This window comes from Enterococcus sp. DIV2384 (assembly GCF_050534975.1).
Classification (GTDB): Bacteria; Bacillota; Bacilli; order Lactobacillales; family Enterococcaceae; genus Enterococcus; species Enterococcus faecalis.
On sequence record NZ_CP172905.1, the window covers coordinates 390,442 to 409,831 of the forward strand.

Sequence of the window (19,390 nt, forward strand, 5' to 3'; positions counted from 1 at the left end):
TTGTGAATGCAAAATCTAATTCATTAAAATTTGTAAGGAGGAATTTTCGTATGAAAAACGAAAAATTAGCAAAAGGCGAAATGAACCTTAATGCACTATTCATTGGGGACAAAGCCGAAAACGGACAATTATATAAAGACTTGTTGATCGACTTAGTAGATGAACATTTAGGATGGCGTCAAAACTACATGCCACAAGACATGCCAGTTATCTCTTCTCAAGAACGCACATCTGAAAGCTACGAAAAAACTGTCAACCATATGAAAGATGTATTGAATGAAATCTCTTCTCGCATGCGTACACATTCAGTTCCATGGCATACAGCAGGTAGATATTGGGGACATATGAACTCAGAAACATTAATGCCTTCTCTATTAGCTTACAACTTTGCAATGCTATGGAACGGGAACAACGTTGCCTATGAATCTTCTCCAGCAACTTCTCAAATGGAAGAAGAAGTAGGACATGAATTTGCTCACTTAATGAGCTACAAAAATGGTTGGGGACACATCGTTGCTGATGGTTCTTTAGCTAACTTAGAAGGCTTATGGTATGCCCGTAACATTAAATCATTACCATTTGCTATGAAAGAAGTAAAACCAGAATTAGTTGCTGGCAAATCAGATTGGGAACTATTGAACATGCCAACAAAAGAAATTATGGACTTATTAGAATCAGCTGAAGATGAAATTGATGAAATCAAAGCTCATTCAGCTCGTTCAGGTAAACATTTACAAGCAATCGGTAAATGGTTAGTCCCACAAACTAAACACTATTCTTGGTTAAAAGCTGCTGATATTATCGGTATCGGTTTAGATCAAGTTATCCCAGTACCAGTTGACCATAACTACCGTATGGATATCAACGAATTAGAAAAAATCGTTCGTGGCTTAGCAGAAGAACAAATTCCAGTGCTAGGTGTTGTCGGTGTAGTTGGTTCTACTGAAGAAGGTGCCGTTGACTCAATCGATAAAATTATTGCTTTACGCGATGAATTAATGAAAGACGGTATTTACTATTATGTACACGTTGATGCTGCTTATGGTGGTTATGGACGTGCCATCTTCTTAGACGAAGACAACAACTTCATCCCTTACGAAGATTTGCAAGATGTTCACGAAGAATACGGTGTCTTCAAAGAGAAAAAAGAACACATTTCAAGAGAAGTGTATGATGCATATAAAGCAATCGAATTAGCAGAATCAGTAACAATTGACCCTCATAAAATGGGTTATATCCCTTATTCAGCTGGTGGTATCGTTATCCAAGATATCCGTATGCGCGACGTTATTTCTTACTTCGCAACTTACGTATTTGAAAAAGGTGCCGATATTCCTGCGTTACTAGGTGCTTATATCCTTGAAGGTTCAAAAGCTGGTGCAACAGCTGCTTCTGTATGGGCTGCACATCACGTTTTACCTTTAAACGTTGCAGGTTATGGTAAATTAATTGGTGCTTCAATTGAAGGATCACATCATTTCTATAACTTCTTGAATGATTTAACATTCAAAGTTGGCGACAAAGAAATCGAAGTCCACACATTAACTCGTCCAGACTTCAACATGGTTGACTATGTGTTTAAAGAAAAAGGCAACGATGATTTAGTAGCAATGAACAAATTAAACCATGATGTATATGACTATGCATCATACGTTAAAGGAAATATTTACAACAACGAATTCATTACTTCACATACTGACTTTGCTATTCCAGATTATGGCAACAGCCCATTAAAATTTGTAAACAGCTTAGGATTTAGTGACGAAGAATGGAACCGTGCAGGTAAAGTAACTGTGTTACGTGCTGCTGTAATGACTCCATACATGAACGATAAAGAAGAATTTGATGTTTACGCTCCTAAGATTCAAGCTGCTTTACAAGAAAAATTAGAACAAATTTACGACGTAAAATAATTGAATCTTAAACGGAAAAAAGAAATGGTAACCGAACGAGGGAACGTTCGTCTGATTGATTTATTTAAGAGATAAATCAATCAGACGGCTAACCTCTTAACCAATTCTTTGTCTGGGTAAGAGGCAGTCGAATGACTGTTTTACTCAGCGTATAACAGTCATTCATGCTCCTTATCCAAAATCTTATAAGGAGTGTACAAAATTGGATAAACAACAAGTTAAAAAAATTGAATTAGGTACTTTTATCGGTTTAACAATGGCATTGTGTGCAACTGTACGTAGTATCCCAACACTTGCTGCTGTTGGTTGGACATTAATTTCTTACACAATTTTCGCGGTCTTATTCTTTGCTGGTCCAATCGCATTGATATCTGGTGAATTATCTACGATGCTTCCTCAAGAAGGTGGCCCTCAACTTTGGGTTAAAACTGCCTTAGGTAGCAAATGGGGTTTTGTTGTCGCTTGGTTACTATGGGTGCAAATGTTCCCAGGAATGGTAATGGTTGCTTCTACATTAGGCCCTTTGCTAGGTAATACATTTGGTAATGTTCACTTAGGTGAAAATCATTGGTTCGTATTAGGTTGTATCTTAGTGATTTACTGGATTATTACAATCTTGAACTTGAAATTTGACATGGCGAAAGTTGGCGGAAATATTGGTGTTTGGCTAGGTGTTTACATCCCAGTATTAGTTATGTTTGTTTTAGGTCTTCTTTCAATGATTAAAGTAGGCTTAACACCTGGCGGCTATTTAGGTGCCTTCTCTTGGTCAAAAGTTTTACCAAACTTAGAAAATATGGACACATTTAAATATCTAGCAGGGATTGCGTTTATCTTTGTTGGGATTGAAATGTCTTCTGTTTATATTCCTCGTTTGAAAGATGCAACAAAAAATTATACAAAAGGCGTTTTCATTTCATTAATTGGTTTAGTTTTATTAAACGTTATTAATGCAATGTTTGTTGCTAATATTGTTCCAAATGGCAAAATGGAATTGTCTAACATTACACAACCAATTTTGCTTTATTGTGACGTTTTAGGTTTACCAACAATTATTGGTAATATCTTTAGTTTCATGGTCTTCTTAGGCGTGTTATTACAATTATCTGCTTGGGTTACTGGACCATCAAAAACAATTATTCAAGTTGCTCGTGATGGCTTATTGCCACCAAAATTTGGTTTCCATCGCGAAAATAAATATGGCGTTTCTCGTAACGTTGTGTTAACACAATCTGTAGTTATCTCATTATTCGCTTTACTTTATGGGGTAATGGATGATGTCAACGCTGTATTCTTAACTTTAACAAATGCAACAACAATTATTTATAGTATTGTGTATGTATTGATTGCGATTTCCCTAATTAAATTACGTAAATCTCAACCAGATACACTACGTCCTTACCGAATTGGTAAAAAAGGTAATGGCTTAGCTTATTTAGTGGCAGCAATGTTAATTTTTAGTGTTATCATTGTTATTTTCGCCACATTAGGTACAACAACCGTGACTGATGCAGTCTTAGTTGCATTAATCACTATTGTCATGTTTGTGATTCCGTTAATCATTAATCGCTTTAAAAAAGCAAGTTGGGCAACGGAAGTAAAAGAAGATTTAGGTGAATAAAAAGGCTAGCAATTATTTTGCTGAGTGCCTCTTCACCTGATGACTATAGTAAATTGTCGTTTGGAAACTGAAGCAAGTTCGATTATTGCTTCAGTTTTCGCTTTCCATAAAAGGAGGTTTTCATATGAAATCAACGAAACCCACTGTTTCGTTCGCTGAAAGTTTAGGCATTTTGATTGCCTTGTTAGCGATTCTCGGGTACTTAATTATTGGTCAAAAATTAACCCCTCACATACCGATTCTTTTTGTATTCATGTTGTTGTTGCTTTATGGCAAATGGAAAGGATTTTCTTGGGATGAGATCCACGAAGGCATTGTGGAAGGGATTAAACCAGGGATCATTCCGATTATTATTTTCTTGTTGATAGGTGTCTTAGTTGCTACTTGGATCTTGTCTGGGACGATTCCAACAATTATGGTCTATGGTTTTAAAATTATCTCAGTGAAGTTCTTCTTACCAACCGTTTTTGTGGTCTGTGCACTAGTTGGTGTGACGGTAGGGAGCTCCTTTACGACTGTTTCAACTATGGGGATTGCCTTTCTAGGTATTGGACATATTCTTGGATTCGACAATGCGATGACAGCTGGCGCAGTTGTTTCAGGTGCCTTTTTAGGGAACAACATTTCACCGTTATCTGATACAACAAACTTAGCTGCTGGAATTGGTGGCGTGAACCTTTTTGAACATATACTAAACATGATGTACACTGTTATTCCGGCGTTTATTATTTCGATTGTCGGCTATATCTTCTTGGGGCATCAATCTGGTTCAGCGGATTTACAATCGGTTGATGCAATGGTCCAAACGTTACATCAAGGATTCTGGATTTCACCGATTACATTGTTGCCAGTAGCGGTTTTATTCTTATTCGCTTGGAAAAAGGTACCGGCTATTCCAACGTTACTAGTCGGCTCTACAGTGGCGGTCATCTTAGCTTTTATAAATGATCATCACCTAAGTTTAGCGAAAGTTTCTACCATCTTAATGAGTGGTTATGTGGCAGATACAGGGGATCAAAGTATTGATACACTTTTATCTCGTGGTGGGATTGAAAGCATGTTAGGTTCTGCTGCGTTGATTATTTTGGCATTAGGTTTGGGCGGTTTGTTGATTAAGTTTAACATCGTGGCTACTTTAATTGATAAAATTAAAGGCTATGTGAATAATCCAGCCAAATTAATCGCTTTAACTGCCTTAAGTTCTGTGGGAATTAACTTACTAGTTGGCGAACAATATTTGTCAATTATTTTACCAGGGGAAACATTTAAATCCTCATTTACTCGTTTAGGTATTGATAAAAAATATTTAACTCGTACTTTGGCAGATGCTGGGGCGGCAGTCAACTCGTTAATTCCTTGGGGAGTTAGTGGTACCTTCATTATGGGAACGTTAAAAGTTGGTGCACTAGAATACTTACCGTATGCCTTTTTCCCATTACTTTGCCCTATTATTACCGTCATTCTGGGGATATTCTTAAAAAAACAACAAGGGGAAAACAAAAAAGCACCAGGGACTAACGTTGAATTGTGAGTTTTTTCAGATAATTAAACAATTGGTTACGATTGAACCTCAGTGTATCTACTGATTGGTTCAATCGTTTTTTCGTCACAGATTTTTTACAATTCTTCATATAATCTTTGAAGCTCCTTAAAGGCAATTTAATTATTCTAAGTTATGATACAAAGGATCAATCAAATAGGTGGATGAACGTGGTGTTAAACTCATAGAGACTAACAGTAGTTTATTCTTGCTCAATGTTGAGGTGTAGGTTCGAATCCTACCGTCCACTTTCTGTTATTTAAACCAACTTAGAACGAAACACAAACAAGTGACGGATACACATGATTAAGGTACAATAAGGGTAGGGAAAACAAGGAGGAATTCTTATGAAAAAGATAGGGCTTATTTCTAGTGCTTTTCTTTTAACCCTTGCTTTAGCAGCATGCGGCGGCGGAAAAAGTACAGAAAATACGGATAGTCGTTCCAGTGCTGCGGAAAGTACCACAGTCGAGAGTACAAAAGCATCTGCTACAAAAGAATCAAGTAGCAAAGCAGCAACGAAATCTAGTGATGCGAAACCGTCAGGAACAACAACAGCTGATTCGAAAGCAACAGCTTCTTCTACGAAGGAAGCGGCAAATAATGGCTCAGCAGAGAAGCAATCATCAGCGAAAAATGCGAATCCAGATGACCAAGCCAAGCAAGTGCTTAACCAGCTAGCAAACATGTTTCCTGGTCAAGGCTTACCGCAGGTAATTTTAACGAGTCAAACGAATAACTTTTTAACTGCAGCGACAACATCACAAGCGGATCAAAACAATTTCCGTGTTTTATATTATGCAGAAAAAGAAGCGATTCCAGTGAATGATGCACGTGTTAATCAGTTAACGCCAATTAGTTCTTTTGAGAAAAAAACATATGGCTCTGATGCCGAAGCAAAAAATGCAGTGAACCAAATCATTGACAATGGCGGTCAACCAGTAGATTTAGGTTACAATATTACTGGGTATAAACAAGGGGCGGCAGGTTCTAGTTACTTATCTTGGCAAGAAGGCAATTGGAGTTTAGTCGTACGGGCCTCAAATATCAATGGGGAATCGCCTGATGATTTAGCGAAAAATGTTGTCAATATTTTGGAACAAGAAACGTTGCCAGCACCGAATACCGTTGGTCAAATCACACTGAACGTGGCAGGAACCACTGACTATAATCGCAACTCAGTAGTTTGGCAAGCCGGTACAGTCGTTTACTCTGTCCATCATTTTGACCCAATTCAAGCAGTGAAGATGGCAACATCAATGTAATTAATAAAAAGAAAGCATGTGACAATGGGCATTGTCGCACGCTTTCTTTTTATTATTTTTGTTCTGTATAACCTTGTGACTCCACCAATTCTTGGCTTTTCTTCATGCTAATTCCCTTAGAAGAATCTCCATCAATCTGGATACCATCTACTTTTTTGGCTTTATCATAATCAAGTTTTTCATAATTAATCGTCAATTTTTCGATGGCTTGTTTGTCCTCATAGGTCAGTTTGTAATCAAGCCCTTTGATGTCCTCATATTGTTTAGAAACGGGTTCCAACGCTGTTTTTGCCTCTTCTTTTGTAATCCCCAACTTGTCATAAGAAACAATGTTTTTAGCCGTTTGCGTTAAGACTTTATCTCCTTGGTACGTATAGGTTAAGGTGGAATCAATCCCATCTTGTGGCGAACCTACAAAGGTTTTTGTCTCTATTTTTGAACCGCAACTTGCAAGAAAGAATACCCCAATAAAAATTAAAAATACGTGTAAAAACTTTTTCATTTCTAGATAACCTCCTTTAGCTGTTTATTCTTGACTGTAACATAACACGGCAAATAATTACTGTTAAGTAGAAAGCTTGTGAGAAGTCCAGCAAATAAAACTAAATAAAAAAACTTGCCTCTTCTCATAAAAATGAAGAGGCAAGTTTTTTTATTTAGTAATATCACTTAAATCTGGTTGTGAGTGAGCCAACCGACTGGCAGCCGCAGCCGCAATTGCGCCCACGATATCATCCAAGAATGTGTGGACATGTTCGCCATCATGCGCATTTAACTCTTTTAAAATGCCTGGTTTTACCTTGTCGATATACCCATAGTTCGTAAAACCGATAGATCCATAAACATTTACAATGGAGAGCGCCATAATTTCATCAATGCCATAAAGCCCTTCATCTTCCGTTAAAATTTCTTGTAACGGTGAGAGTAGCTTGTTTTCTTCTGCCAGAATATCCAGTTGGACACCTGTAATAATCGCATTGTGTACTTCACGCTTTGTTAACACGGCATCAACACTTTCTAAACAAGTATCTAATGTTAAATTGTCAATATAATCTTTTTGTAAAAATAACACAAGTTCAGCTAAATCATTCATTGTTACGCCACGTTCTTGCAATAAACGACGTGCGCTATTTTCTAACGTATCTCCTTGGATTACCATTTTTTGTCCTCCTAATTTCTGCTTTAGTTGAAGTTCTTCTTTCATGGTACCAAAAAGAACGATAAAGGGGAATTAGAATCTATTTTGGTAGAGAATAATTTAGTTGAAGTGTTATTTTTAGTTAAAAATTACTAAGCGTTCGGTTGTAACGATGCCATCACTTGTTTTAATTGTGTCACTGATTTTTGGAAGAGTTCTTTTTCAGAAGCATTTAGATTCAATTCAATAATGTCAGTCACGCCTTGATTGCCAACGACAGCAGGAATCCCTGTAAATACATCTTGTTGTCCATATTGCCCATCTAAGTAAGCTGAGACAGGTAAAATAGCTTGTTCATTATTTAAAATGGCTTTAACAATGCGTGCAGTACTCATACCAATCCCATAATAGGTCGCTTGTTTGCGATCGATAATTTCATAAGCTGTATTTTTCACTTTATCAGAAATGATTGGTAAATCGTCACTAGTTAAGCGCTCTGTCGTATCCACAATTTCTAAAATAGGTTTTGTTCCAATCATGGTATGAGACCAGACAGCCACTTCAGAATCCCCGTGTTCGCCAATAATATAGCCGTGAACATTGCGTGGATCAATCGCTAAACGTTGAGACAGTTCTTTGCGGAAACGAGTTGTGTCCAAAGTTGTACCAGTTCCAATTACTCTTGAAACAGGTAAACCAGAAGCTTGCCAAGCCACATAAGTCAGTACATCGACAGGATTTGAGGCAATTACTAAAATTCCATCAAAACCAGATTTCATGATATTGTTAACAATTGTTTTCATAATTTCTGCATTGATTGAAACCAAATCTAGACGACTTTGCCCAGGTTTTTGATTAGCGCCAGCTGTAATCACGACGATATCGGCATCTTGGCAGTCTTGATAGTCGCCAGCCCAGACGTTTACATTTTCTTGACCCCAAGACACACCATCTAATAAGTCAATTGCTTCGCCTTCAGATTTGGCTTTGTCAATATCAACTAAGATTAATTCATTCGCAATCCCTTGGTTGATCATGGAATAGGCAATACTTGTGCCAACAAAACCAGTACCAATAATTGCGACTTTTTTGTTAAATACTTTCATCGTTCATCTCTTCTTTCTGTAATATTTCTTTCTTAGTGAATTATATCACGAACTTTTCAGGTGTGGTTATACCAATCTGTAATAGTCTTTATTAACAATTTAAATAAGGGAAGCGTGTTTTTTTTGTTATGATAAGAGTAGGAAAATAGAGGAGATAAGGAGGCAAAATGACAACGACAACAGTGTATTATGCAAGCAATAATGAAAAACAGCCGAACCGTTTTCAACTAGTTATCGGTAGCTGTAGCTATGAACTTCCAAAAATAGAAATCTACGAAATCCTGGAATGTGTCGCTTCAGCATATGGCTATCAAAAAGAACCATTCATTGAAGAACAAACAGAATGTTTTGTTAAAGGCAACCGTTGTATACATGTTTCCCAACAAGCGACGACGTTGACTTTTGTTGTGAATGATCTGCGTTTAGTAATGGAAAAACAATGCCGGAATCACGAAGAAGTCTTTCAAGAAGTCAATCATATTTTATTGAATATTTTTGAGGAGACCCCTTGTGTTTTTCTCGAAAAGTAGGAAAGAAGGATTAAGATGAAACAGGTGAAAATAACAACTACCTCAGACTTGATTAATGGCGGCTGCAATGCCTGTCCGAATGTGAAGTGTACGAATTATCTTGTTCATGTAGAAGATGAAACAATTGCGTTAGAAACGCTAACCGTTGCAGATTTAGTAACTTTATTAGCACTCAAAGAAGGGTTTCGTCAAAAATTAGTTATGGAAATGTTCGAAGAATATACGGTGTTTGAAAGGGAAACTCATCAAGTTGTATTTAAGGAAGAGGAAACGAGAATTCTTTTTCAATCAAAAAAACAGACCATTCAAAGCACTCTTTTGTGTAAAGAGCCACAACAAGTGTTTCAAGAAACCCAGCAAATTTTACACCAACTATTTGAGTTAGAACCTTTTGAATTTGAATTGGTAGAGGAAACTGATGAATAAAAAACAGGAAAACGATTTAGCGAAAGCTAAGTCGTTCTCCTGTTTTTTAGGTTTGTCGTTCACGAATTTTTTCAACGATTCGGTTATAAACTTCAGAGAAGGAAGTATTGGCATGGTGATCGGTCTGGACAATGAAAATTTTTCGAGAAGCAAAGGACTGATCAATTGGTTGCCAAGGGATCTCATCGGAAATAGATAATCGAGAAACAATTGATTGCCCAATGTTATTTTTTAGCAATTGTAATAGAACTTCGTTGTTGTTTAATTCGATAATTGGTAAGTTGATGCTGTGTTCGTTGAGATAAAGCTCATTGAAAAAACGTAAGCCAGAGTTCTTTTCTCTTAAGAGCCAAAATTTTGAAGCGGCATCTCCTGCTAGAACTAGTTGGTCTTCATAAACAATTTCTTTGTGTAGATTTTTGGTTTCAATGGGTTTTTCAATTAGTCCAATGTGGGCATGATTATTTTGAACCATATCCACGACTTCGTTTGAATTCATCAGTTGAATCGAAAAGTTGATGAGTGGAAAAGCGGTAACCAAACTCTCCATAATATCTGGCAATAAATAAATAGCAACTGTATTTGAAGAGGCTATAATGCAGTCTTCTTTAAAATTCTCTTTTTCTGCAGCTTGCGCAAAAGAAGTAGTTAAGCTTTCAATAATCGAGAGCATTTTTGGATATAAAAAATCAGCTTCTTTGGTAGGAATAACCGATTGTTTTCCATTACGATAGAACAGCTTGATCGAAAAGTGTTGCTCTAATTTCTTGATTTGCAAAGAAACAGTTGGCTGAGAAATATACAATTGTTTGGCCGCCGCACTAAAATTTTTGGTTTCATACACAGCAATAAATGTTTTGATCCATTCGAACATAAAATCGCCTCTTTCTATTTACTATCTTAATAGTTGGTATTGCAAATATTTATTTTACAAATATAAATATTTCATTTAGTATAATAACATACTTTTGATTAATATCAATAATAATAAATAAAGACGGAGTGTGACTACATAATGGTAGAAAGTGCGAAAAAATTCTTGCGGAAAGTCCCGATTCCCATTTGCGGACTAATTTTAGGGATGGTTTCTTTGGGGAATTTACTTTATTCCTTGGGATATGCAACAATTGGGACCATTTATTGTGTACTTGGCAGTCTCTTAATGATTTTAGTTATTTTAAAAATTATTTTTACAATGAAACATGCATTAAGCACCTTAGATGATCCAATTATTGCTTCGGTATCACCAACATTTACAATGGCTTTAATGGTTATCTGTGTTTTCTTAGATCGGATATTTACCAATGCTGCTTGGATTAACGTGTTGTGGATTGGCGCAGTGATTTTACATTTTATTTTAATGATTTATTTTGTAGCGGTGCATATTTTTCCAACAAAAATCGAACTGGAACATATTTATCCAAGCTGGTTTATTACGTTTGTCGGCATTGGCGTTATTCCTAATACTTCTCAATTGTTTATCAATGAGTTGGGAAAAATTGTTTTTTGGGTAGCGTTGTTCTTTTATTTACTCTTGTTACCAATTTTAATCAAGAGAATTACGAAGTCGAAAGAAATGCCTGAATCGACCATTCCTTTATTGACGATTATGACAGCGCCAGGTTCGTTATGTTTAGCTGGCTATATTTCAATGGGTGGTCATTTGTATATGCCATTAGTTGTTTTCTTGCTAATTTTATCTCAATGTATTTATGGGATTGTAGTTGTGAATCTATATAAAATTATGCAAGTGACATTCTATCCAAGTTATGCTGCCTTTACATTCCCATTAGTGATTTCTGCGACAGCATTAGTCAAAGTTAAACCTTTATTTGCAGAAAAGGTAGGCCTAACGAGTCTGCTAAATATTTTGTCTACTTTTGAACTTTTATTAGCTGTGGCTATTGTAAGTTATGTGTTCATTCGATATTGCATTTTTTTATTCCAAAGAGAAAATAACACGAAAAAAGTGGAATTAAATTAAAAAAAAGAGAGGAAGCAAAGAGGTGAAGAAACTATTAATTACTGGAGGAGCTGGCTTTATTGGTTCTAATTTGGCTAATTTTTATAGTCAACAGTATCAAGTTTTTGTGATTGATGATTTGTCCATGGGGCGAGTGTCAAATTTGCAACAAACTGAGCAGTTGGTTTTTATTAAAGGAAGTGTGACGGATCAGCAATTATTGGACGAAGTACTTTCAAAGCATTCGTTTGAGTATATCTTTCATCTTGCGGCCGTGGCAAGCGTGGCAAGTTCTGTGGCACAGCCTCTAGAGACACATGAGGTCAATTTTTTAAGTGTATTGAAAATATTGGAATCAATAAAAAAATATCAAAAAGAGCTCAAACGTTTTGTTTTTGCTTCGTCGGCAGCCGTTTACGGTGTAGAGCCAACGTTGCCTAAAAGAGAAACTTCGGTGATTTGCCCTTTGAGTCCCTATGCTATTGATAAGTTTGCTGCTGAACGTTATGTTCTCAATGAATACCATTTACACGGGGTACCCACGAGCGCAGTTCGCTTCTTTAACGTCTATGGTCCCAATCAAAATCCTGCTTCCCCCTATTCTGGTGTCCTGTCCATTTTGATGGATCGTTATATCCAGTTAGAACAAGGGCAAGCGAGCCAATTTCAAATATTTGGAGATGGTCAGCAAACACGTGACTTTATCTACATTGAGGATGTCCTAACTGCATTAGATTTAGTAGCAACCAAAAGTGAAGCGTTGGGACATGTTTATAATGTGGGTACCGAAGTTGCCATTTCCCTTAATCAATTAATTGAAGAAATGAACCAATTAGTGGGACTTTCTTTGCCAGTTTCTTATCAAAAGGAACGAGATGGCGATATAAAATATTCTCTTTCAGATAGTTCTGCTTTGAAAGGCTTAGGTTTTTCACCCGTTTATTCAATTCGAGAAGGACTTCAAAAATATCTTAAGTTTACCCATAATACCCAAAATAGATAAAAAAGAGCCTGGGACAAAAATCACTTTGGATTTTTGTCCCAGGCTTAAAAATTGATAAACGGCGGGAACAGAAGCAACTCCTTCGGAAATAAGCCGAAATTCTCCAAAAATTATAGAACAATTTTCGGAAATTCCTTCTTATTTCTCGGAGTTAAACACTTCTGTCCCGACCTCTTTTTTGTGCAAATGTTTCGCCCCAATGGCAAAGTGAAGAGAGGGCGTCGTAAAGGGCATATCCTTCCGGAGTGAGCGTATATTCCACACGCGGGGGTAGTTCGTTAAAGGATTCTCGATGGACTAGGCCATCTTTTTCCATTTCTCTCAAGCGATCTGTCAGGACGCGCTGAGTGATTCCGTCGAGCGCACGCATCAATTCACCGTTGCGCTTGGTTCCTTGGAATAATTCATCCATTAATGATAATTTCCATTTGCCGTTAATGGTGGAAAGGGCTAAGTTGATACTAGTTTGTTTATCAGTTGTCATAGTTTCTCCTTGTGACACGTAATGGTTACTTTTTTCTTCCTAGGTGAATAAAAAGTGCGTACTTTTTTTCTCCATCATAGTGAGTAATAATAACTATGTCAAGTAAGGTAAGAGGAAGGAAGAAGAAATATGATGTATCAAGATGTTGTTCGCAGCCGCCGCTCAGTTCGGGATTTTATGCCAGATGTTGAGATTCCTAAAGAGGAATTAATGGCCATAATTGAGGAAGCGATGTTCGCGCCAAATAGTACCAATTTAAATTCATGGCGTTTTTTAATTGTCACAGAAAAAGAACAAAAAGAGGCCCTTTACGAAGTTTCGATGCAACAACCAGCAGTTAAAGGGGCAGCGGCGGTGATTATTTTATTAGGTGATTTGACTGCTTATACAGTGGCCAATGCAGATGAAATCAGTGCTAAAGCTGTTGCACAAGGAACGATGACGGAAGAAATTCGTCAAGGAATTAATGAAAATGTTTCTTGGTACTATGATGTTAGCGAAGAACAAAAAAGAGAGTGGCTAATGTTAGACCAAGGCTTAGTTGCAATGCAGCTGATGCTTTCTGCAAAAGATCGAGGCTATGATACTGTGGCGATGTCTGGTTTTGAAACAGAAGCTGTTCGCAAGTTATTTAATATTGAGGATCATTTAGTGAACGGACTGATTATTCCGATTGGCAAAGCTCAAACACCCGGCTTTGAAACAGTCCGACGAGATGTTTCAGAAGTAGTAACTTGGTTAGATTAAAAAGCTAAACAGTTCTGCAATTGCTGTTTATTAGATTTTGAGCGTGGAACAAACATCCAAAGTGATTGTTGTCCCACGTTCGTTTTTTGTTGATCATCCGCTTTTGAGAATGGCCAGAGAAGACGTTTAGTGAACCAATTTTGAAAGAAAGTGATACACTAGAAGAAAAAGAAGTGGGGCGACCTTATGCGTTATGTCATAATGCAGTCACGAGATATTCGTGAAAATTTAGCAACGGAAGATTATCTATTAAACACTCTCTCTTTTGAAGAGCCCTTAGTGTTGTTCTATATTCAGGAACCCTGTGTTATTTTAGGCCGAAATCAAAATGCTTATGAAGAAATTGACTTAGCTTATGCTAGAGAGAAGGGAATCGTTATTACTCGCCGTTTATCGGGCGGTGGTGCTGTTTATGATGATCTCGGGAATGTCAGCTTTAGTTTTGTTGTTCAGGAAGGACATCAAGCTTTTGGGGATTTTAAAGCGTTCACTAAACCAATTATTGAAGCATTACATAAAATGGGCGCAACGGGGGCCGAGATCAGCGGTCGCAATGATTTATTAATTGATGGGAAAAAATTTTCTGGCAATGCCATGTATACAAAAAAGGGGAAGATGTATACTCATGGTACCTTGATGTATGATGTTGATTTGGCAGAAGTTCAACGTGTCTTAACTGTTTCTAAGAAAAAAATTGAATCAAAAGGGACAAAATCTGTTCGGGGACGCGTAACCAATTTACGGCCGTACTTAGACGAAAAATATCAACAATTAACCATCGAGGAATTTCGCAATCGTTTACTGATGGAGCTCTTTGATGTCGAATCTGTAACTGAAATTGCGGAGAAAGAATATGTCCTAACAAAAGCAGATCAACAGGAAATTAGGAAATTGGTCGCTGAAGTGTATGGCAATGAAGCTTGGATTTTTGGTGAAGCGCCTAAATTTACAATCAAAAAAGAAGAAAAGTTTAAAGGCGGCATTGTGGATGCACGTTTGACTGTTGAAAAAGGTAAAATAATTGAGTTAACGATTTATGGTGATTACTTTGCCAAAAAAGAAACAGCGGAAATCGTTGCGGCTTTATTAGGTGTGGACTATCAGTATTCATCAATTTGGCAAGCATTAGCAGCGTTTAACTTTGAAGACTACTTTGTAAATATCACCAAAGAAGAATTTGTTCATTTATTGGTGGATTAATAAACGTGCTGGGACAAAAGTTAAAGAATCTTTTGTCCCAGCACGTTTATTTAATGATGGTTGGCTCTTGCTAGAAAAATTTCCCATGAACGTCCCAATTGCCAGTATCTTTGGCTTTTTTCAATGTTTGCATTCGACGGAAGCCAACAGGATGATCGGATAAGAAGTTACTCAATTTAAGCCAGATGGTATCATCATGTAAATCAATACTGTGAAAGTATTCTTCTAAATCCACACGACTGCCCATGTATTTTCCTGAAAATAAATAAATCATGCTTAAAGCACCTTCTTCTGCGTAGTATAAACCTGCGCGATCAGCGGTATATTCTTGCGTTCTTGTAAAACTTTTATCTAACGCAACTGGTTTCAAAATAATGGATAACATTAGTCGCCATAAATTAGTGTGCCCACATTTATGGTGTCCTAGCTCGTGTGCCAAAATAAAGCGAATCAGCGAAAAATCGCCTGTATTGTACGCGATATCCAACAAATCACTGTGAATGACAACATAGCGTCTGTGTAAAGAGCATTTTGCCGCAAAAGCGTTTAAGACACCATTCCCGTTGATTAAATAAAGACGTGGCATCCTTAATTTTTTAGTGCCAAAGCCCATTTCTTTTGCCAAATCAATATACAAGGAATAAATTTCTGGTAACTGATTTTCTGTAATTTCCACTCCGTTAGAAGCAGTATCCATGTACATATAACGAATGGTAAAAAAAGCAATGACTGGCGCAATTGGTGCAATTAAGACAATTAATAACCAGTCAGGAATCGGCAAATCACTCAATATCAATAAAGCAACTAACCCCAATGCTAAAAACAATAAAACAAAACCAATGATAATCATTGGTACTTCAAAACGATAACGTAACTTAGCAACAGAAATTTCTTTCTTTTTTTCCTGCGGTTGACACATAAACATTCCTCCCCAAACATTTCCCAAACACTTTTTCAAATAAAATGACTTATCTGTTACTTCTAATATACCATTGGTTAATCGATAATGACAATGGTGGGAACTTGAATAAAGGTAATTATATCAAGTGATTAATGAAAGGGACTCGTTGTACGCGGGGAATTGGTCTATCTTGATTAAATAAAATTTTAATAATCTAACTGTTTTAGACGTAATAAAGTAGTTTCTGGAGTTAATTTTTTAATAACATACAAACGCAAAATCGCATGTTCAATTTTTTGTTCTTCTGGCGATAGCGCCGAATTTATATAGGATAACTTCTCGATTAAATAGGTTAAAAATGAGCCAGCACCTTGGCTGCCCACTAAAAAGCCCATTTCTTCCGTTTCGGTTAATTGTTGTTTTTTTAAGTGGTAAATTTCTTGTGCAAGTGCCCCCGAGATAATGATTTCATCTGTTTGCTTGTTCAAATTTGTTAGTAAGTCGCTTTTTGTTGCTACTGTAACAGTTTCCATTGCACTCATCCTTTGCTTTTATATGATACATCTAGTATAACATGGTCTCACTTTTTTTATTTTTCCTCTTGCTCTGGTACGCGTTTCATAAGGTAATCTAGGTGTATCAAAATATTGGAGGGCATGAAAATGAATGTTATAGTGGAGATAAGCGATAGACTTGGTATGGATTACTATTTTGTCTCGGTGACTACGACGGCCAAAAGTCTGCAGTTAAATAGTCCCAAAAAATACTATAAGATTTGGCATCAAGAAATTCCGTACCATCAGATAACGGAGTGGCACTTGACACAGCAGGAGGATATTCAGGAAATTTCTTTTGCTTGGCAGGAGACCTTTTATCGTTTTGTTGATTACGGGACAGGGATTGTGCCTTATTTAACTCAATTTTGTAAAGTAATGAGGTGAAAGTATGACAACAATTCGAGAAATTGCGCGCCTTTCAGGATCTTCAGTTACGACTGTTTCGCGTGTGATTAATCATCATCCGTATGTTTCTGAAGAAAAACGACTGAAAATCCAAGCAATTATCGATGAGTTGGGCTATAAGCCCAATATATTAGCGAGAAATCTTAGCTTTGGGAAAAGTAATACATTAGGTGTCATGGTTCCTTATACGAATCAACCTTATTTTGATGCTATTTTAAGTGGGATTATCCACCAAGCATTTCAGCAAGGGATGATGGTTAGTTTATTACCAACGGATTATGATAAAGAAGTTGAAAAAAGTTACTTGGAAAAAATGGCCACGGGTGCGTTTGATGGCATGATTGTTTTGTCAAAGGCAAATCCTTTAAGTGTGTTTGCTCCGTATAAAGAGCAAGTTGTTTTTTGTGAAAAAATAGAAGACCCTAGTTATGCTAGTATCTATATCGATCGTTTAACCGTTTATCGGCGGGTTTTCCAAGCGTTGAAACAACAAGGATGTAGTGAAGTGGCAATTACGATTAACCGTGCACCAGAAAAAAGTACAAGCGCACGCTATTTAGTTGACGCATATCAGGAAATTTATGGAGTGATTCCTGAAAATCGGTTATTTAAGGACTGTTTAACCTATGAAGATGGGTGTGAAGTAGGACGACACTGTGGGCAAGATCCAACGCTCCAAGCGGTTGTGACCAACGGTGATGAAATTGCTGCAGGGATTCAAGCCGTTATTGAAAGACCACTCTTTTTAGTGGGACAGGAGCAAACTTTATTAAGTGAAATTTTAAATTTTTCAACAATCTGTCATCCATTAATGGAATTAGGTGAAAAAGCCACACACTTATTTCAAGAAAAACGGCCGAAAACGATTCAATTGACTTCTACATTTATTAATCGACAACCAGATTTTTCTTTTTCTTAGAAAAAAGCTGGTTGTTTTTTCTTTGGTAGAATAAGGTTTTTCACTAAAAAATAAAAAAAACTTACAAAAAGTAAGACAAAAAGCTTTACTTACTTTTAGTAAGATAGTATAGTAAGCATGTAAACAAAATTAAATGAATTTACTGAGGAAATTCGAAAGGATGAACATATTATGTCAAAATTTACTGAAATGATGAAAAACCGTCGTTCAATCTATGCTTTAGGAGAAAACTTACCAATTTCAAAAGAAGAAGTAACTGCTTTAGTAAAAGAAGTTGTTAGAGAAAGTCCAACAGCTTTTAACTCTCAAACACAACGCGTTGTGTTCTTATTCGGCGATGCTCACAAAAAATTATGGGCAATGACTGAAGACGCCTTAAAACCATTAACTCCAGCGGAAGCATTTCCAAACACACAAGCTAAATTACAAGGTTTTGCAGCTGGTGCGGGCACAATTTTATTCTTTGAAGATACAGATATCGTGAAAAACTTACAAGATAGCTTCCCATTATATGCGGATAACTTTCCTGTTTGGTCTGAACAAGCAACTGGTTTAACACAAGCGAACGTTTGGACTGCCTTAGCGCAAGAAAATATCGGCGCAAACTTACAACACTACAACCCAGTCATTGACGAAGCGGTTGCTGCAGAATGGTCAATTCCTGCAAACTGGAATTTACGTGCACAAATGGTCGTTGGTTCCATTGAAGCGCCAGCTGGCGAAAAAGAATACATGGAAGATAGTGCTCGTTTTAAAGAATTCAACTAAATCATTGCTTTAGTAAAACGAAGAGGAAAGGAGTGAAAGCAAATGGTTCAAGCATTACCAAGTAATATTGGGATTCAACAAGTCACTTTGAAAGTGGCTGATTTAGATAAAATGGTAAACTTTTATACGAAAACAATTGGCTTAAAACTTTTAAAACAAGGAGAGGGACGTGCTTGGCTAGCGCCACAAGGCACCAACGATGCAATTCTTGTCTTAAAAGAACTAACAGCTGGGGAAGAAAATCAGGGTACCACTGGCTTGTACCATATTGCTTTCCTGCTACCAACCCGCAAAGATTTAGGCAATATGTTGCTGTGGCTTTTGCAAGAAAATGTGCAAATTGGCGCAGCAGATCATGGCTATAGTGAAGCCCTTTACTTAAGTGATCCAGAAAATAATGGCATCGAAATTTATTGGGATAAACCAGAAGAAGTCTGGGATATTCGTCCAAATGGTGAAATTATCGGTGTGACAGAAGAATTAGACGGTGATAGTTTAGCTGCAGAAGCTGACGGTCACTGGCTAGGAATTTCCGAAGGTTCTAAAATTGGGCACATTCATTTGAAAGTGGCCGATTTAGATACCACTGAAACGTTCTATAAAAATTTAGGGTTTGGCTTAAAGTCTAACTTTGGTCAACAAGCGAAGTTTTTTGCAGCGGGTCAGTACCATCATCATATTGGGACAAATACATGGAGCGGCAAACAGCTGCCAACGATTCAAGAAAATCAATTTGGCTTAGAAAATTACACCTTCCGTTTGCCAACTGCGGCAGATTTAGAGATAGTCCAAGCTAATGCGGAAGAAGCAAAGTTACATTTTATTGCCAAAGATCATTTACTTGCGTTAGAAGATCCTAGCGGGATGATTATTCAATTTACCTATTAAAACCACTCTCAAACTA

At 37.0% G+C, this 19,390-nt stretch carries 21 protein-coding genes; 14 read left to right on the forward strand and 7 right to left on the reverse strand.

The window, feature by feature from the left end:
- Window positions 1-50 precede the first annotated feature (50 nt).
- The 4 genes from tdc to IGK54_RS01965 all read left to right on the forward strand — a co-directional run bounded on the left by tdc (window position 51) and on the right by IGK54_RS01965 (window position 6,339).
- Entirely contained in the window at window positions 51-1,913 is a 1,863-nt protein-coding gene (gene tdc, locus IGK54_RS01950; protein WP_185938188.1) for a tyrosine decarboxylase, read from the forward strand.
- A gap of 202 nt (window positions 1,914-2,115) precedes the next feature.
- Complete coding sequence (gene tyrP / locus IGK54_RS01955; RefSeq protein WP_002355453.1) at window positions 2,116-3,534, forward strand: tyrosine-tyramine antiporter; 1,419 nt, start codon at window positions 2,116-2,118, stop codon at window positions 3,532-3,534.
- 124 nt (window positions 3,535-3,658) lie between these two features.
- A complete protein-coding gene (gene nhaC / locus IGK54_RS01960) occupies window positions 3,659-5,065 on the forward strand; it encodes a Na+/H+ antiporter NhaC (protein WP_002363118.1) in 1,407 nt (468 codons plus the stop codon).
- A 356-nt stretch (window positions 5,066-5,421) separates the two neighbouring features.
- Window positions 5,422-6,339 (forward strand): hypothetical protein, encoded by a 918-nt coding sequence (locus IGK54_RS01965; RefSeq protein ID WP_142957706.1) that lies wholly within the window; start codon window positions 5,422-5,424, stop codon window positions 6,337-6,339.
- A gap of 52 nt (window positions 6,340-6,391) precedes the next feature.
- Here the strand turns inward: IGK54_RS01965 and IGK54_RS01970 are convergent, their stop codons facing one another.
- The 3 genes from IGK54_RS01970 to IGK54_RS01980 form a co-directional block, all read right to left on the reverse strand.
- Window positions 6,392-6,841 carry a YehR family lipoprotein gene (locus IGK54_RS01970; RefSeq protein ID WP_002367970.1) on the reverse strand — a complete coding sequence of 150 codons (450 nt, stop codon included), beginning with the start codon at window positions 6,839-6,841 and terminating at the stop codon, window positions 6,392-6,394.
- A gap of 150 nt (window positions 6,842-6,991) precedes the next feature.
- The gene (locus IGK54_RS01975) at window positions 6,992-7,498 is read right to left on the reverse strand and encodes a phosphatidylglycerophosphatase A family protein (protein ID WP_002355457.1); all 507 of its coding nucleotides are present in this window, start codon (window positions 7,496-7,498) and stop codon (window positions 6,992-6,994) included.
- Between the two features lie 131 nt (window positions 7,499-7,629).
- Complete coding sequence (locus IGK54_RS01980; protein ID WP_002355458.1) at window positions 7,630-8,583, reverse strand: L-lactate dehydrogenase; 954 nt, start codon at window positions 8,581-8,583, stop codon at window positions 7,630-7,632.
- Window positions 8,584-8,750: 167 nt separating this feature from the next.
- On the opposite strand from IGK54_RS01980, the gene IGK54_RS01985 reads away from it, so the two are divergent.
- Both IGK54_RS01985 and IGK54_RS01990 read left to right on the forward strand, forming a co-directional pair.
- Entirely contained in the window at window positions 8,751-9,113 is a 363-nt protein-coding gene (locus IGK54_RS01985; protein ID WP_002363122.1) for a DUF4809 family protein, read from the forward strand.
- A gap of 15 nt (window positions 9,114-9,128) precedes the next feature.
- The gene (locus tag IGK54_RS01990) at window positions 9,129-9,539 is read left to right on the forward strand and encodes a DUF4809 family protein (protein ID WP_002358638.1); all 411 of its coding nucleotides are present in this window, start codon (window positions 9,129-9,131) and stop codon (window positions 9,537-9,539) included.
- Window positions 9,540-9,585: 46 nt separating this feature from the next.
- Here the strand turns inward: IGK54_RS01990 and IGK54_RS01995 are convergent, their stop codons facing one another.
- Complete coding sequence (locus IGK54_RS01995; protein ID WP_002358639.1) at window positions 9,586-10,413, reverse strand: LysR family transcriptional regulator; 828 nt, start codon at window positions 10,411-10,413, stop codon at window positions 9,586-9,588.
- A 141-nt stretch (window positions 10,414-10,554) separates the two neighbouring features.
- On the opposite strand from IGK54_RS01995, the gene IGK54_RS02000 reads away from it, so the two are divergent.
- Together IGK54_RS02000 and IGK54_RS02005 are read left to right on the forward strand one after the other, a co-directional pair.
- Complete coding sequence (locus IGK54_RS02000) at window positions 10,555-11,523, forward strand: TDT family transporter (RefSeq protein WP_002355462.1); 969 nt, start codon at window positions 10,555-10,557, stop codon at window positions 11,521-11,523.
- A 22-nt stretch (window positions 11,524-11,545) separates the two neighbouring features.
- Window positions 11,546-12,505 carry a GDP-mannose 4,6-dehydratase gene (locus tag IGK54_RS02005; protein ID WP_016632873.1) on the forward strand — a complete coding sequence of 320 codons (960 nt, stop codon included), beginning with the start codon at window positions 11,546-11,548 and terminating at the stop codon, window positions 12,503-12,505.
- Between the two features lie 151 nt (window positions 12,506-12,656).
- On the opposite strand, the gene IGK54_RS02010 is transcribed toward IGK54_RS02005, so the two are convergent.
- Window positions 12,657-13,007: a winged helix-turn-helix transcriptional regulator gene (locus IGK54_RS02010; RefSeq protein ID WP_002409129.1), complete on the reverse strand. Its 351-nt coding sequence runs from the start codon at window positions 13,005-13,007 to the stop codon at window positions 12,657-12,659.
- A 111-nt stretch (window positions 13,008-13,118) separates the two neighbouring features.
- Here IGK54_RS02010 and IGK54_RS02015 point away from each other — a divergent pair, with 111 nt between their 5' ends.
- Complete coding sequence (locus IGK54_RS02015) at window positions 13,119-13,736, forward strand: nitroreductase family protein (RefSeq protein WP_002355466.1); 618 nt, start codon at window positions 13,119-13,121, stop codon at window positions 13,734-13,736.
- A 186-nt stretch (window positions 13,737-13,922) separates the two neighbouring features.
- Window positions 13,923-14,936, forward strand: coding sequence for a lipoate--protein ligase (locus IGK54_RS02020; RefSeq protein ID WP_349581484.1), 1,014 nt, complete (start codon window positions 13,923-13,925; stop codon window positions 14,934-14,936).
- Between the two features lie 70 nt (window positions 14,937-15,006).
- Here IGK54_RS02020 and IGK54_RS02025 read toward each other — a convergent pair whose 3' ends face one another.
- Window positions 15,007-15,861 carry a M48 family metallopeptidase gene (locus IGK54_RS02025; RefSeq protein ID WP_002392656.1) on the reverse strand — a complete coding sequence of 285 codons (855 nt, stop codon included), beginning with the start codon at window positions 15,859-15,861 and terminating at the stop codon, window positions 15,007-15,009.
- Between the two features lie 182 nt (window positions 15,862-16,043).
- Window positions 16,044-16,379: a hypothetical protein gene (locus tag IGK54_RS02030; protein ID WP_002358645.1), complete on the reverse strand. Its 336-nt coding sequence runs from the start codon at window positions 16,377-16,379 to the stop codon at window positions 16,044-16,046.
- A 114-nt stretch (window positions 16,380-16,493) separates the two neighbouring features.
- Between IGK54_RS02030 and IGK54_RS02035 the strand changes: the two genes are divergently transcribed.
- The 4 genes from IGK54_RS02035 (at window position 16,494) to IGK54_RS02050 (ending at window position 19,374) form a co-directional block, all read left to right on the forward strand.
- Window positions 16,494-16,778, forward strand: coding sequence for a hypothetical protein (locus IGK54_RS02035; RefSeq protein ID WP_002366136.1), 285 nt, complete (start codon window positions 16,494-16,496; stop codon window positions 16,776-16,778).
- A gap of 4 nt (window positions 16,779-16,782) precedes the next feature.
- The gene (locus IGK54_RS02040) at window positions 16,783-17,718 is read left to right on the forward strand and encodes a LacI family DNA-binding transcriptional regulator (RefSeq protein WP_002355472.1); all 936 of its coding nucleotides are present in this window, start codon (window positions 16,783-16,785) and stop codon (window positions 17,716-17,718) included.
- Window positions 17,719-17,889: 171 nt separating this feature from the next.
- Entirely contained in the window at window positions 17,890-18,486 is a 597-nt protein-coding gene (locus IGK54_RS02045; RefSeq protein WP_430603143.1) for a nitroreductase family protein, read from the forward strand.
- A 42-nt stretch (window positions 18,487-18,528) separates the two neighbouring features.
- Complete coding sequence (locus tag IGK54_RS02050) at window positions 18,529-19,374, forward strand: VOC family protein (RefSeq protein ID WP_002355476.1); 846 nt, start codon at window positions 18,529-18,531, stop codon at window positions 19,372-19,374.
- The last annotated feature ends 16 nt before the right edge of the window (window positions 19,375-19,390 follow it).